The sequence below is a fragment of the Pandoraea sp. genome (assembly GCF_041919235.1).
In the GTDB taxonomy this organism is placed as follows: domain Bacteria; phylum Pseudomonadota; class Gammaproteobacteria; order Burkholderiales; family Burkholderiaceae; genus Pandoraea.
In genome coordinates, this window is sequence record NZ_JAYRUC010000007.1 from 42,079 (window position 1) to 55,238 (window position 13,160).

The window sequence follows — 13,160 nt, forward strand, 5'->3', positions numbered from 1 at the left end:
TGCTGCTTCGCCGTTAAGTGCGTCGCGCTATCGAGTAAGAACACAATTCTAGCAGGCTATTTTTGTATTGGGAAGAGGGGAGTGTGGAAATAATCTGTGCTGCGGCGTCGGCCTCTTCCTTGGCACGCGCCAACGTGTAGTCGAGTGCGCCGGTGCGGGTGATCGCGGCGAGAATCGGATCGAACTTATCGGTGCCGCCGTTCTCGATGGCTTCACGTACGAGCGCGCGCTCTTCAGCGGTGCCATGTTGCAAGACATGAATGAGCGGCAGCGTCGGTTTGCCCTCGCGCAGATCGTCGCCCGCGTTCTTGCCCATCGCGTCGGTGTCGCCTGCGTAATCGAGCCAGTCGTCCATCAACTGGAATGCGGTGCCGAGTCGCCCGCCGTATTCCCGCACGGCCGCTTCGATTTGGGCGTCGGCGTTGGCGAGCACGGCAGCGAGTTGCGTCGCGGCCTCGAACAGCGTGGCGGTCTTGTATTTGATGACCTGGAGATAGCGTGCTTCGTCAACGTCGGGGTCGTGCATGTTCAGCAACTGCAGCACTTCACCTTCGGCGATCACATTGGTCGCGCGCGCGAGAATCTGCATCACGCGCATGTTGTCCACGCTCACCATCATTTCGAACGAGCGCGAATACAGGAAGTCGCCCACCAGGACCGATGCCGCATTGCCGAACAGCGCATTCGCCGTTTGCTTGCCGCGGCGCAGGTCGGATTCGTCGACAACGTCGTCGTGCAGCAGCGTTGACGTGTGGATGAACTCGATGACTGCCGCCAACTCGAAGCGATGCGGCGACGTGACGCCAAGCGCACCCGACACGAGCAACAGCAACGCCGGGCGCAGTCGTTTGCCGCCCGAGTTGATGATGTACTCCGAGATCTGATTGATCAGGACCACCTCGGAGGCCAGCCGATGGCGGATAAGCTGGTCGACGGCACGCATGTCGTCGGCGATGGCGGCCAGTACGTTCTGGGGAGAAGTCGAAGCAGTCAAGACAAGGCTCGGGTGAGGAAAAATTCGCCCCAAATTATATAGTGGGCGCGGCGACTTTCGGGGACCAGCCCCGCAGATTGACCGGTTTCACGGAAGTCTTTGACGCAAAAGGATAAAGTCTGTATAATCCCCGGTTTTCGTGCGCGCATTCTCTGCGTCAAGTCCGAAAATACTTCGGTATGACGGTCTGCAGCGGTGTGATGGGCTGGAAAGTCGAGTCCTTTCGGGACCCTCGGCCTGCACGGAAAATTCTCTTGTTTATGAGTGAGGTTCAACAATGTACGCGGTCATAAAAACCGGCGGCAAGCAATACAAGGTTGCTGCTGGCGAAAAACTCAAAGTAGAACAGATACCGGCTGACATTGGCGCAGAAATCACCATCGACCAGGTTCTCGCCGTAGGCGAGGGCGAATCGATTAAGTTCGGTGCGCCGTTGGTCAGTGGGGCTTCCGTCAAGGCTACCGTTATCGCCCAAGGTCGTCACCCCAAGGTGAAGATTTTCAAGATGCGCCGTCGCAAGCACTACCAAAAGCGTCAAGGCCATCGCCAAAACTACACCGAGCTGCGCATCGACAGCATCAACGGCTAATCGATCGAGCTAGGTAAGGAGTTAAGTCATGGCACACAAAAAAGCAGGCGGTTCGTCCCGTAACGGCCGCGATTCCGAGTCGAAGCGCCTCGGCGTGAAGGTGTACGGCGGTCAGGCGATCCTGGCTGGCGGCATCATCGTTCGCCAACGCGGTACTCGTATGCATGCCGGCGAAAACGTCGGTATCGGTAAGGACCACACGCTGTTTGCGCTGACCGACGGTCATGTGCAATTCGCCATCAAGGGCGCAGCGAAGAAGCAAGTGGTTAGCGTGGTGCCGGCAGCGTAAGCTAAGCCTTTTGCCACCAAAAGGCTCCGCTCTCATGCGGAGCCTTTTTTGTTTTTCCCGCCTGTGTGCAGCGAATTCGGCGCCCGGGGCGGGCCATCTGACAGTGTTAGGATCGTCTGCGGACGGTCGATTGAGCGAAACGAACCTACATGAAATTCATTGACGCAGCGCGTATCGAGGTGATCGCCGGGAACGGCGGCAATGGCTCGGCATCGATGCGCCGTGAGAAATTCGTTCCGTTCGGCGGACCCGACGGCGGCGACGGCGGTCGCGGCGGCAGCGTGTTTGCCGTGGCGGATCGCAATATCAACACCCTGATCGATTACCGGTATTCGAAGAAGCATCTCGCGAAGCACGGGGAATCCGGTCGAGGCTCGGATTGCTACGGCAAGGGCGGCGAGGACATCTACCTGCGCATGCCGGTCGGCACCATCATCAGCGACATGGACACGGGCGAGACGATCGCCGACTTGACCGAACATGGTCAGGAAGTCGTGCTCGCGCAAGGTGGTGCGGGCGGTCTGGGCAACCTCCATTTCAAGTCGAGCACGAACCGCGCGCCGCGTCAGAAGACGGAAGGCAAACCGGGCGAGCGTCGCATGCTCCAGCTCGAGCTGAAGGTGCTCGCAGACGTCGGTCTGCTCGGCATGCCCAACGCGGGCAAGTCGACGTTTATCGCGTCGGTCTCGAATGCGCGTCCGAAGATCGCAGACTACCCGTTCACGACGTTGCACCCCAATCTGGGGGTCGTGCGCACCGCGCCGGGCAAGAGCTTCGTGATTGCGGACATCCCCGGTCTGATCGAAGGCGCTGCCGAAGGCGCAGGCCTCGGGCATCAGTTCCTGCGTCACTTGCAACGTACCGGCTTGTTGCTCCATATCGTGGACATCGCGCCGTTCGACGAAGGTGTCGATCCGGTGGCGGACGCCCAGGCCATCGTTCTCGAGTTGCAGAAGTACGACGAGCAGTTGTTCCAGAAGCCTCGCTGGCTGGTGCTCAACAAGGTCGATATGCTGCCTGAGGCGGAACGCGCCGAGCGCGTCGCCGACTTCCTGAAGCGCTACGGGTGGGACGGTCCGACCTTCGAGATCTCCGCCTTGACGGGCGAGGGCTGCGAGAAGCTGTGTCTGGCGGTGCAGGAGTATCTGTATCAACAGCGCGGCGCCGTCGAAGAGGCCATGGAAGACGCCGCGCTGGACCCGCGCTTTCGCGAGGGCAGCACGGCCCCCGTGGCTGACGCAACACCGCCAACGCCCCCGGACGACACGCCAAAGGCGTAAACTCCACCTCACTCAAACGCTGGCGATGTGGCTGCTTGTCGGATCCGTCGGAACCGTCGGATCGGTCGGGCATCTCGGGACGATTGCGCCAACGCCGGCGGTCGGGCTGCTGTCGCAGCCTGTCTTCCCAGTACATTCGCAGGAGAATCCAGTTCCATGCGTTCGGTCATCGCCGATGCCAGGCGGCTCGTGGTGAAAGTGGGATCCAGTCTCGTGACCAACGATGGTCGCGGGCTGGACAATGTCGCGATTGCGCGATGGGCTCAACAGATCGCCGCGCTGCGCCAAGGTGGCGAGGCTCGCTCGCCAAAGCAGGTGGTGCTCGTCAGTTCGGGCGCGATTGCGGAGGGGATGCAGCGTCTGGGCTGGGTGCGTCGTCCGAAGGCCATCGACGAACTGCAGGCCGCGGCTGCCGTGGGCCAGATGGGCCTGGCGCAGGTCTACGAGACCCGTTTCGCGGAGTACGGGGTACGAACCGCACAGATTCTTCTCACGCATGCCGATCTCGCCGACCGCGAGCGCTATCTGAACGCACGAACGACCTTGCTGACCTTGCTGCGTCTGGGGGTGGTGCCGATCATCAACGAGAACGACACGGTCGTGACCGATGAAATCAAATTCGGCGACAACGACACGCTGGGCGCGCTCGTGACGAATTTGATCGACGGCGACGCGCTGGTCATCCTGACCGATCAATCGGGCCTGTACACGGCCGATCCGCGCAAGCATGCGGATGCCGAGTTCGTGCACGAAGCCGAGGCGGGGGACGAGCGTCTGGAAGCGATGGCCGGCGGTGCGGGCTCCAATATTGGCCGCGGTGGCATGCTGACCAAGATTCTCGCGGCCAAGCGTGCCGCGACCAGCGGGGCGCATACCGTGATCGCTTCGGGGCGCGAGGCCGACGTGCTCGTGCGTCTGGCGAGTGGCGAGGCCATCGGTACGCAGTTGGTGGCACGCACGGCGGTGCTCACGGCCCGCAAGCAGTGGATGGCAGACCATTTGCAGGTGCGTGGGCGGGTGGTGATCGACGCGGGCGCGTGCAAGAAACTGATTGAAGAGGGCAAGAGCTTGCTGCCGATCGGCGTAATCGACGTTGAAGGCACGTTTGCGCGGGGCGAAGTGATTGCCTGCGTGGACGAGGCCGGTCATGAAGTCGCGCGCGGGCTGTCGAATTACAGTGCATCGGAAACGCGTCTGATTCGCCGTCATCCGAGCAGTGATATCGAGCAGGTACTGGGCTTCGCGAACGAGCCCGAGCTGATCCATCGCGACAATCTGATCTTGCGCTGAAACGTTGGGCGGGGCGCGCGCCTCGCATCGGACAGGCAAAACGCCGGCACGTAGCACGTGACCGGCGTTTTTTCATGGTGCTGAAGGTGGGTGGACGGCAACCGTCCATCGCGCGATCAACGATAGTTCGGATCGGTTTTCGGGTAGCGCAGGTTCTGCACGATCTCGCTGGCGGTGCCCAGCGGCGTTTTGTCACGGCAGAGATAGTCGCGGTACAGGATGCCCTGATAGGCCGTCGCGCCGTAGGGGCGGATCGGACGCCATTCACTGTTGCGCGCGGAAACCCATGTGCCGTCCGGGCGGCCGGTTGCGTACAGACGCGACTCGAACGACGCGCAATGCATGCCCTCGTACAAGACGTTGCGTGCGCCTTGCTTGCTGCGGATCACGGCGACGTAGCGCACCACGCCGTCATCGGTCACCTGCACGGACTTTGCGTCGATCGAGTAATCGAGCGTGGCGTTCGGCAGCGTGGGGAAGCTCACCAGATCGGCATCTTGCGGGGCCTTCGTCGGCATGACGAAGGCTGCTTCCTTCCACTTGCCTTTGGTCGCTTGCTGCTGAGCGAGGTATTCGTCGAGGTCCTGGGTGGGTTGCTGCGACATGCTGCTACAGCCGGCAATCAGCGCCAGTGCGGCCAGAGGGGCCAGGGCGGCGAGGCGCGGGGCGCGGCGAGCGGAGGAAGAACGCATGGGATGTGGGGTCGAGTAGTCGGTTGGACGGCTGATGAACGAAAGCGGACAATCCGCGCGGCATCCCGAAGGACGCCAGGTCAAACGAGGGCGCGGGCACGACGCCCGCGACCCGTGATGGGACACGCTGGCGGCAGACCGGTTCAGTGCTTCTGGGCCGGCGCGCCGGCAGTGGCTGCGCCTGCGGATTCGTCGGCGCTGTCGTCACCGCCGCCGTAGCGCTCCTCCTGTACATTCTGCGCAACTGTGGCGCCCGGCGGTAATTCACCGATGCGCGCTCCGGCGCGCGGAAAACGTCGCCGATCTTGCGCAGGGCGCATCGCCGAGCGCCGCAGATAGCGCGAGAGCTCATTCAGGGCGAGTTGATAGACTTCGCGCTTGAACTCGATCACTGCGTCGAGCGGCACCCAGTATTCGTTCCAGCGCCAGGCGTCGAACTCGGGGTGCTCGGTGGCGCGCAGGCAGATATCGCAGTCGCGACCGACCATGCGCAGCAGGAACCAGATCTGCTTCTGGCCCCGGTAATGTCCGCGCACTTCGCGCTTGATGAATTTGTCCGGCACCTCGTAACGCAGCCAGTCGCGTGTGCGACCGATGACTTTGACGTGTTCTGGCTTTAGCCCGGTTTCCTCGTGCAATTCTCGGAACATGGCCTGTTCAGGCGTTTCGCCGTACTTGATGCCGCCTTGCGGGAACTGCCAGGAGTGCTCGCCCAGCCGCTTGCCCCAGAACACTTCATTGCGTGCGTTTAAGAGGATGATGCCGACGTTCGGGCGAAAGCCTTCACGGTCAAGCATACAACCACCCTTGAATCCTTTAAAATTGCTTCGATTATAAACAGATAATCACCGGCGCGGCGGCCGGCGGCGGCTCGGGTGACCGGGGCGGCGCGTACGGCCGGCGGGTGTCTCGGCGGCTGCCTCCCTGTTGGGGCATGCCCCGGTCCCGTTCCCGGCAACACCCCGAACCGCTGTGCGTGCCGTTGACCCTCATTTTTCCCGGAAATCTGCATGAAAGCCTCTCGTTTCTTCATCGGCACCCTCAAGGAAGCGCCCGCCGACGCCGAGATCGTCAGCCACAAGCTGATGATGCGCGCCGGCATGATTCGCCGCGTGGCCGGCGGTATCTATGATTACCTGCCGATCGGCCTGCGTTCGATCCGCAAGGTTGAAGCCATTGTCCGCGAAGAAATGAACCGAGCCGGTGCGCTCGAACTGCTCATGCCGGCCGTCCAGCCCGCCGAACTGTGGCAGGAGTCGGGGCGCTGGAAGCAGTACGGTCCGGAATTGCTGCGACTCAAGGATCGCCACGACCGCGAGTTCGTCGTCGGCCCGACCCACGAGGAAGTCGTGACCGACATCGCCCGCCGCGAGATCAAGAGCTATCGCCAACTGCCCGTGAACTTCTATCAGGTGCAGGCGAAGTTCCGCGACGAGATTCGTCCGCGCTTCGGTGTGATGCGCGGGCGCGAGTTCATCATGAAAGACGCCTACTCCTTCGATAAGGACCGTGCTGGCCTGCAGGTTTCCTATCAGAAGATGTTCGACGCCTACGTACGCATCTTCACGCGCCTGGGCCTGACGTTCCGCGCCGTGGTGGCAGACAATGGCTCCATTGGCGGTTCCGGCTCGCACGAATTCCACGTGATTGCCGAGACCGGTGAAGACGCCATAGCCTACTGCCCGGCGTCCGACTATGCGGCCAATGTCGAAATGGCCGAGGCGCTTGCCCCTCAGGGTGAGCGTGCCGCGCCCGCCGAGGCGCTGACCAAGACGGCCACGCCCGGCAAGGCCAAGTGTGAAGCCGTCGCGGAACTGCTCTCGATCCCGCTGGCGCGCACGGTCAAGTCGATTGTGCTCGCCACCGACAGCGAAGACACCGGCACGACCGTCTGGCTGCTGCTGTTGCGCGGCGATCACGACCTGAACGAGATCAAGGCGAGCAAGGTGCCGGGGCTGGCGGGCTTTCGCTTCGCCAGCGAGGCCGAGATCGTCGATCGGTTCGGCACGCCGCCGGGTTACTTGGGTCCCATCGGCACGAAGCAGCCGGTCAAGCTCGTGGTCGATCGCACGGTCGCAAAGATGAGCGACTTCGTGGTCGGCGCGAACGAGGTCGACTTCCACATCACCGGCGTGAACTGGGGGCGCGATCTGCCCGAGCCGGAAGTCGTGGCCGATCTGCGCAATGTCGTGCCCGGCGACCTCTCGCCGGATGGCAAGGGCGAGATTGACCTGTGCCGTGGCATCGAAGTGGGGCACGTGTTCCAGTTGGGCACCAAATACTCGGATGCCATGAATGCGACCTTCCTCGACGAGACAGGCAAGCCCGCGCCGATGGAAATGGGCTGCTACGGCATTGGCATCACGCGTATTCTCGGCGCGGCCATCGAACAGAATTTCGACGATCGCGGCATTATCTGGCCGGAATCGATTGCGCCGTTCGAGGTGGTGCTGTGCCCGATGGGCTACGATCGCAGCGATGCCGTGCGTGCCGCCGCCGACAAGGTCTACGAAGACCTGCTGGCTGCGGGGATCGATGTCATTCTCGACGACCGTGGCGAGCGCCCCGGCGTGATGTTCGCCGAATGGGAACTGATCGGCGTGCCGCATCGTGTGGTGATCGGCGACCGTGGCCTGAAGGAAGGCAAGCTCGAGTATCAGGGCCGCCGCGACGCGCAAGCCCAATTGCTCGACGTTGCGTCCGTGGCGGACGTCGTCATCGGCAAGGTGCGCGCGGCCAAGGCCGTCTGAGCGCGGGCGGTGCGGCGCGCCGGCGGGCTTTCGCCGGCGTTGCATCGCTCGCTGCCCGCCCCCTTTGGCAAGACCTGACGGCAGTCGCCCCGGCGGCTGCCGTTGTCACATCCGGAAGCGTTGTCAGTATGGAATACACGTTCGCGTCAGCCACCGTGCTGTTGCTGCTCATTACCGATCCGTTCGGCAATATCCCGATCTTCGTGAACGCGTTGAAGAACGTGCCGGCACATCGACGGCGTCGGGTGATCGTGCGCGAGGTGCTGATTGCGTTTGCGATCCTGCTGCTCTTCATGCTGGTGGGGGATCGCTTCTTGCGCATGATGAGTCTCACCGACCTGTCGTTGCAGTTGGCCGGCGGCATTGTGCTGTTCCTGATCGCGCTGCGCATGATCTTTCCGCGTCCCGATCAGGGCTCGCTGCCCGACGCGGGCGAGCCGCTCATTGTGCCGTTGGCGATTCCGGCGCTGGCCGGCCCCTCGGCGCTCGCGACCGTCATGCTGCTCGTGTCGCAGCAACCGGGGCGCATGCTCGAATGGGTCATCGCGCTATGCGTGACGATGGCCGTCTGCGCGGTGGTGTTGCTGCTCGCCGATCGCATCGAGCGATGGGTCGGCTCGCGCGTGGTGGCGGCGTTCGAGCGTCTAATGGGACTGATTCTGGTGGCGATCTCGGTCGAGATGATCCTCAAGGGGGTCAGGATCTTCGTGGGCCAGTTCTGACGCGATACCCGAAACGGCGTCGGACATGAAAACACCCCAAAGATTGGATTGACCTCCAACGTTCAGGGTGTTGTGCAGCACAGGCCCCTGTGCTGTTATTCCGGGATATCCGCAGTCCCGCCGGGGTGTTCAGCGCGGCGTGTTCAGCGTGGCGTGGTCAGCGCACGGATGGCCGGCAGGTTGCGCCAGTAGCCCTTGGCGTCCATGCCGCAGCCGAAGACGTAGCGGTCGGGCACCGTGAAGCCGCAGAAATCCGGGTGGGACGGCTTGTCCTTGGTCAGGATCTTCTCGCAAAGCACGGCGCTGTAGAATTTCGAGGCGCCCATCTCCAGGATCCGGTCGCGAATCGCCGCCATCGTGGCACCTTCGTCGAGAATGTCGTCGAGCACGAGCACCACGCGGTCGCGCACCGAATCGCGCGGCGCCACGCGCCACTGCATCGCACCGCCCGTCGTGGTGTTGTTGTAGCGGGAGAGGTGGATGTAGTCGAACTCCAGAGGGAAGTCCAGACGCGGCAGCAGCATGCCGGTGAAGACGGCCGCGCCGCCCATGACCGAGAGCACCATGGGGAATTCGTCCCCGATGGCGTTCTTGATGGCCGTGGCCATCGTGTCGATGGACGTGTCCACCTCGCCGGCCGAGACGATTTCTTCGGAATTACGGAATACTTCGAGGGCTTCTTCGCGGTTCATATGGGGCGACCCTGTGGAACGTGTTGCGGGGAGATGTCGCTATTTGCGGCCCGGAGTATATACGGAAAGCCCGTTGGCATGACCGGACCGCCACGAGATAGGGCGCGTTCAGCGCATACCGGGCATCATGCCTTTCATGCTGCGCATCATCTTCATCATGCCACCGCCTTTGAGCTTCTTCATCATGGTGCGCATCTGGTCGTACTGATTGAGCATGCGATTGACCTCCTGCACCTGAACGCCCGCACCGGCGGCGATGCGGCGCTTTCGGCTCGCCTTGATCAGCTCGGGCTTGGCACGCTCGGACGGCGTCATTGCATTGATGATGCCTTCCATGCGGCGCACCTGCTTCTCGGCCTGGTCCATATTGGTCTGGCTGGCAGCCGCCTGGAATTGCGCGGGCAGCTTGTCCATGAGCGACGAGAGCCCGCCCATGTTCTTCATCTGGCCGATCTGCGCCTTGAAGTCGTTCAGGTCGAAGTCGCCGCCCTTCTTGACCTTCTCGGCGAGCTTTTGCGCGGCCTGCACGTCGACGCCGCGTTGCGCTTCCTCGACGAGCGCGAGAATGTCGCCCATGCCGAGAATCCGGTTCGCCATGCGATCCGGATGGAAGACTTCGAGGCCGTCGAGCTTTTCACCCACGCCGACGAACTTGATCGGCTTGCCGGTAATGTGGCGCACCGAGAGCGCCGCACCGCCGCGCGAGTCACCGTCGAGTTTGGTGAGGACCACGCCGGTGAGCGGCAGCGCGTCGTTGAAGGCGCGGGCGGTGTTCACGGCATCCTGGCCGAGCATCGCGTCGACCACGAACAGCGTTTCGATCGGTTTCAACTCGGCGTGCAGGGCGCTGATTTCCTGCATCATCGCTTCGTCGATACCCAGGCGGCCGGCCGTATCGACGAGCAGCACGTCATGGTGATGGCGTCGGGCCCAATCGACCGCCGCGCGGGCGATGTCGACCGGCTTCTGATCCGGTTGCGACGGGAAGAAGTCGGCGTCGACCTGCTGCGTCACCGTCTCCAACTGGGCGATGGCGGCGGGGCGATAGACGTCGGTGGAAACCGTGAGGACCTTCTTTTTCTGTCCGCGCAGCAGCTTGGCGAGCTTGCCGACGGTGGTCGTTTTACCGGCGCCTTGCAGGCCGGCCATCAGAATGATGGCGGGCGGGGTGGTCGCGAGATTGAGTTCGGCGGCACGGCCGTCGTAATCGCCCCCCATGAGCGCGGTCAATTCACGCTGCACCACGCCCACGAGCGCCTGGCCCGGCGAGAGGCTGGAAATGACTTCCTCGCCGAGCGCCTTTTCCTTCACCTTGGCAATGAAGTCGCGGACCACAGGCAGCGCGACGTCGGCCTCGAGCATGGCGAGACGCACTTCGCGCAACATTTCCTGCGTGTTGGCCTCGGTCAGGCGAGCTTCGCCGCGCAGCGTCTTGACGACCTTGGCGAGGCGCGTAGTGAGATTGTCGAGCATGAAACGTATCCTGTAAGACCCGCAATGGCCCTGCTCACCGGCCTTGCGGCCTCGGAGGGGGACAGTGGCGGGTACGGCAGCGCGCCCGTCATGGGCTGGTGTAAACTTCAAACATGACTATTTTACTGTATGCGCTGACCGCCATCCTCTACGCCGGGTTGGCGGTTTGTTCGTGGCAAGGATACCGGCGCGATGCGGCCCTCTCGCTGGCGGGCGGACAGGTCGCGCCTGCGCCGGTTGCAGGCACGCCCTCGCGTTGGCCGATGCAGCTTTCGCTGTTCGTCACGCTCGTGCTGCACGGCGTGTTGCTGCATCAGACGATCTTTCGCGCCGACAGCATGCACTTCGGATTCGCGTACATGCTCTCGGCCATGCTGTGGCTCTCGGTCGGGATTTACTGGATCGAGAGCTTCTTCTTTCCGCTCGACAGCCTGCGACTGATGGTCACACCCGTGGCTGCCGTCGCTTGTGTGTTGCCGATGATTTTTCCGGATGTGCGAATTCTGGGCTTTGCGGCGGAACCGATATTCAAGGCGCACTTCATCATCGCCAACATGGCCTATGGGCTGTTCGCGCTGGCGGCGCTGCACGCGTTGCTGATGATCTACGCCGAGCGACACCTGCATCCGTCGCGCAGCGGCGAGGCGACGGGCTGGCTCGCGCGCTGGCTGGAGACGCTGCCGCCGCTGCTGACGATGGAAAAGCTGTTGTTCCGGCTGATCGGTGCAGGGTTCGTGTTGCTGACCTTGACGCTGATCTCCGGTGTGATGTTCTCCGAAGCGCTGTTCGGGCGCGCGGTGCGCATCGATCACAAGACCGTGTTCGCGGTGGTGTCGTGGCTGATGTTCGGCGCGGTGCTGCTCGGCCGGCATTTTTATGGGTGGCGCGGCAAGGTTGCGCTGCGTTGGGTTCTGGCGTCGTTCGTGGCGCTGTTGCTGGCGTATGTCGGTTCTCGCTTCGTGCTTGAGGTGGTGCTGCATCGCATGACGGAGACTTGAAGCGCGATGCGCAATATCCTGCTGTTACTGGTCCTGCTGATTGCGGGCACTTGGTGGATGCGACAAAACGAGCGCAAGCGCAATGCCGATCGCATGCGCCCGCCGCCCGCGAACGATACGCGCACGAACGCGCGACGGTCGTTGCCGCCTGCCGAGCGCATGGTGCGGTGCAGCGAGTGCGATACCTACCTGCCCGAGAGCGAGGCCATCGCGAGCGCTGGCGGCAAGCACTTCTGCAGCGGCGCACACCGCGATGCCTATCTCACGCGCGATCGCCGCGTCTGAGACCCGCTGCGCGGCCACGCCGCGCAGCAACGACCAACCTTGCTGCCGTTCCCGGCACGGCATGCGCGCGTGCCGGCTTGCGCATGCCTGTCATATGAACTAAAACTGAAGTCACGGACCCCGTTCACCACAACCATAACGAAGGGGCGCGACGACAGGAGGGCGCAACATGCTAATGCGCAGACGGATGTATTTCCTGCTTCCCGATCTGGCGAGTGCGCAGCGCACGATGAGCGATTTGCTGCTTGCTCGGGTCGAAGAACGCCATATCCACTTCATGGCGCGTGACGAAATGGACCTGGAGGGACTGCACGAGGCTAACCTGCTACAGACTTCCGATATCGTGCACGGCGCCGAAGCCGGGCTCGTGATCGGTGGCTTCTGTGGTCTGGCAGTCGGTGCAGTCGCGGCGTTTTTCCCCATCGTGGGCACGCGTCCCCAATGGGAGTTGATGATCGTGACGGCGCCGCTCGGCGCGCTCTTTGGCGCCTGGGTGTCGAGCATGATCGGTGTCTCGGTGCCGAACTCCCGGCTCAAGGCGTTTCGCGAGCCGCTCGAGCGAGGCATGATCCTGCTCATGGTGGATGTGCGCGTGAGCCGCGTCGACGAGATTCGCGAGATGCTCAAGGTGCATCACCCCGAAGCTCACATGGAAGGGGTCGAGTCGGCGATTCCGGCTTTTCCTTGAGCGTTGGCGATCAGTCACAGGCGGCCGAAGCGTGGGACAGCGGTGAGAGGCACGCAAGTGAGGCGACAGGATCGATAGCGACGACAGCGTTGGCGAAGGAGACGGGTTTTACCGGCCGGCGACGGCCAAAGGCGCCGCACCTGTGAGCGGCGCGGGGTGGTGCGCGTGTCGCACGACACGAGTTCGACACCATCCCCGGGCGTGGTCACGCCCACGGAAGCCTCTCGGCCAGGTCAGGCGGGAGGCTTCTTCTTTGGTCGGCTGCCATTGGGTCGGGATAACGGTCGACGTGACGTCGGCGCCGCACGGCCTGGCGCTGCGCGGCACGCGTCGGGCGTGTCGCCGACAACGCGACGCCAAGTGGGCTACAATGGCGCCCCTCGCCCCACGGGAGTTCGCCGTGCCCGTCATGTCCCCG

14 protein-coding genes are annotated in these 13,160 nt (G+C 63.1%); 9 read left to right on the plus strand and 5 right to left on the minus strand.

Going from position 1 to position 13,160, the window contains the following annotated elements:
• Nucleotides 1-13: 13 nt before the first annotated feature.
• A complete protein-coding gene (locus ACE3UG_RS07255; RefSeq protein WP_374622059.1) occupies nucleotides 14-943 on the minus strand; it encodes a polyprenyl synthetase family protein in 930 nt (309 codons plus the stop codon).
• Between the two features lie 328 nt (nucleotides 944-1,271).
• Here ACE3UG_RS07255 and rplU point away from each other — a divergent pair, with 328 nt between their 5' ends.
• From rplU to proB, 4 genes are all read left to right on the plus strand, one after another.
• The gene (rplU, locus tag ACE3UG_RS07260) at nucleotides 1,272-1,583 is read left to right on the plus strand and encodes a 50S ribosomal protein L21 (RefSeq protein ID WP_010803930.1); all 312 of its coding nucleotides are present in this window, start codon (nucleotides 1,272-1,274) and stop codon (nucleotides 1,581-1,583) included.
• Nucleotides 1,584-1,611: 28 nt separating this feature from the next.
• Nucleotides 1,612-1,872 carry a 50S ribosomal protein L27 gene (gene rpmA, locus ACE3UG_RS07265; RefSeq protein ID WP_374621669.1) on the plus strand — a complete coding sequence of 87 codons (261 nt, stop codon included), beginning with the start codon at nucleotides 1,612-1,614 and terminating at the stop codon, nucleotides 1,870-1,872.
• 149 nt (nucleotides 1,873-2,021) lie between these two features.
• Nucleotides 2,022-3,152: an Obg family GTPase CgtA gene (gene cgtA / locus ACE3UG_RS07270; RefSeq protein WP_374621672.1), complete on the plus strand. Its 1,131-nt coding sequence runs from the start codon at nucleotides 2,022-2,024 to the stop codon at nucleotides 3,150-3,152.
• Nucleotides 3,153-3,308: 156 nt separating this feature from the next.
• Nucleotides 3,309-4,442 carry a glutamate 5-kinase gene (proB, locus tag ACE3UG_RS07275; protein ID WP_374621675.1) on the plus strand — a complete coding sequence of 378 codons (1,134 nt, stop codon included), beginning with the start codon at nucleotides 3,309-3,311 and terminating at the stop codon, nucleotides 4,440-4,442.
• Nucleotides 4,443-4,558: 116 nt separating this feature from the next.
• Here the strand turns inward: proB and ACE3UG_RS07280 are convergent, their stop codons facing one another.
• Both ACE3UG_RS07280 and ACE3UG_RS07285 read right to left on the minus strand, forming a co-directional pair.
• Nucleotides 4,559-5,134, minus strand: coding sequence for a CNP1-like family protein (locus tag ACE3UG_RS07280; RefSeq protein ID WP_374621678.1), 576 nt, complete (start codon nucleotides 5,132-5,134; stop codon nucleotides 4,559-4,561).
• A 143-nt stretch (nucleotides 5,135-5,277) separates the two neighbouring features.
• Complete coding sequence (locus ACE3UG_RS07285) at nucleotides 5,278-5,931, minus strand: RNA pyrophosphohydrolase (RefSeq protein ID WP_374621681.1); 654 nt, start codon at nucleotides 5,929-5,931, stop codon at nucleotides 5,278-5,280.
• Nucleotides 5,932-6,144: 213 nt separating this feature from the next.
• Here ACE3UG_RS07285 and ACE3UG_RS07290 point away from each other — a divergent pair, with 213 nt between their 5' ends.
• Together ACE3UG_RS07290 and ACE3UG_RS07295 are read left to right on the plus strand one after the other, a co-directional pair.
• Nucleotides 6,145-7,884 carry a proline--tRNA ligase gene (locus tag ACE3UG_RS07290; RefSeq protein ID WP_374621684.1) on the plus strand — a complete coding sequence of 580 codons (1,740 nt, stop codon included), beginning with the start codon at nucleotides 6,145-6,147 and terminating at the stop codon, nucleotides 7,882-7,884.
• 128 nt (nucleotides 7,885-8,012) lie between these two features.
• The gene (locus ACE3UG_RS07295; protein ID WP_374621687.1) at nucleotides 8,013-8,606 is read left to right on the plus strand and encodes a MarC family protein; all 594 of its coding nucleotides are present in this window, start codon (nucleotides 8,013-8,015) and stop codon (nucleotides 8,604-8,606) included.
• Nucleotides 8,607-8,749: 143 nt separating this feature from the next.
• On the opposite strand, the gene ACE3UG_RS07300 is transcribed toward ACE3UG_RS07295, so the two are convergent.
• Together ACE3UG_RS07300 and ffh are read right to left on the minus strand one after the other, a co-directional pair.
• The gene (locus tag ACE3UG_RS07300) at nucleotides 8,750-9,298 is read right to left on the minus strand and encodes a hypoxanthine-guanine phosphoribosyltransferase (protein ID WP_374621690.1); all 549 of its coding nucleotides are present in this window, start codon (nucleotides 9,296-9,298) and stop codon (nucleotides 8,750-8,752) included.
• A gap of 108 nt (nucleotides 9,299-9,406) precedes the next feature.
• Nucleotides 9,407-10,771, minus strand: coding sequence for a signal recognition particle protein (gene ffh / locus ACE3UG_RS07305; RefSeq protein ID WP_374621693.1), 1,365 nt, complete (start codon nucleotides 10,769-10,771; stop codon nucleotides 9,407-9,409).
• 113 nt (nucleotides 10,772-10,884) lie between these two features.
• On the opposite strand from ffh, the gene ACE3UG_RS07310 reads away from it, so the two are divergent.
• From ACE3UG_RS07310 to ACE3UG_RS07320, 3 genes are all read left to right on the plus strand, one after another.
• Complete coding sequence (locus tag ACE3UG_RS07310) at nucleotides 10,885-11,769, plus strand: inner membrane protein YpjD (RefSeq protein ID WP_374621696.1); 885 nt, start codon at nucleotides 10,885-10,887, stop codon at nucleotides 11,767-11,769.
• A gap of 6 nt (nucleotides 11,770-11,775) precedes the next feature.
• On the plus strand, nucleotides 11,776-12,054 hold the full coding sequence (locus ACE3UG_RS07315) for a PP0621 family protein (protein ID WP_374621699.1): 279 nt from the start codon (nucleotides 11,776-11,778) through the stop codon (nucleotides 12,052-12,054).
• A gap of 175 nt (nucleotides 12,055-12,229) precedes the next feature.
• Nucleotides 12,230-12,742 carry a DUF1269 domain-containing protein gene (locus tag ACE3UG_RS07320; protein ID WP_374622061.1) on the plus strand — a complete coding sequence of 171 codons (513 nt, stop codon included), beginning with the start codon at nucleotides 12,230-12,232 and terminating at the stop codon, nucleotides 12,740-12,742.
• Nucleotides 12,743-13,160 lie beyond the last annotated feature (418 nt).

Bases quoted from the DNA above. Each gene is read 5' to 3' on its own strand.
- ACE3UG_RS07255 (WP_374622059.1), bottom strand. From the start codon at position 943: ATGCGTGCCGTCGACCAGCTTATCCGCCATCGGCTGGCCTCCGAGGTG.
- rplU (WP_010803930.1), top strand. From the start codon at position 1,272: ATGTACGCGGTCATAAAAACCGGCGGCAAGCAATACAAGGTTGCTGCT.
- rpmA (WP_374621669.1), top strand. From the start codon at position 1,612: ATGGCACACAAAAAAGCAGGCGGTTCGTCCCGTAACGGCCGCGATTCC.
- cgtA (WP_374621672.1), top strand. From the start codon at position 2,022: ATGAAATTCATTGACGCAGCGCGTATCGAGGTGATCGCCGGGAACGGC.
- proB (WP_374621675.1), top strand. From the start codon at position 3,309: ATGCGTTCGGTCATCGCCGATGCCAGGCGGCTCGTGGTGAAAGTGGGA.
- ACE3UG_RS07280 (WP_374621678.1), bottom strand. From the start codon at position 5,134: ATGCGTTCTTCCTCCGCTCGCCGCGCCCCGCGCCTCGCCGCCCTGGCC.
- ACE3UG_RS07285 (WP_374621681.1), bottom strand. From the start codon at position 5,931: ATGCTTGACCGTGAAGGCTTTCGCCCGAACGTCGGCATCATCCTCTTA.
- ACE3UG_RS07290 (WP_374621684.1), top strand. From the start codon at position 6,145: ATGAAAGCCTCTCGTTTCTTCATCGGCACCCTCAAGGAAGCGCCCGCC.
- ACE3UG_RS07295 (WP_374621687.1), top strand. From the start codon at position 8,013: ATGGAATACACGTTCGCGTCAGCCACCGTGCTGTTGCTGCTCATTACC.
- ACE3UG_RS07300 (WP_374621690.1), bottom strand. From the start codon at position 9,298: ATGAACCGCGAAGAAGCCCTCGAAGTATTCCGTAATTCCGAAGAAATC.
- ffh (WP_374621693.1), bottom strand. From the start codon at position 10,771: ATGCTCGACAATCTCACTACGCGCCTCGCCAAGGTCGTCAAGACGCTG.
- ACE3UG_RS07310 (WP_374621696.1), top strand. From the start codon at position 10,885: ATGACTATTTTACTGTATGCGCTGACCGCCATCCTCTACGCCGGGTTG.
- ACE3UG_RS07315 (WP_374621699.1), top strand. From the start codon at position 11,776: ATGCGCAATATCCTGCTGTTACTGGTCCTGCTGATTGCGGGCACTTGG.
- ACE3UG_RS07320 (WP_374622061.1), top strand. From the start codon at position 12,230: ATGCGCAGACGGATGTATTTCCTGCTTCCCGATCTGGCGAGTGCGCAG.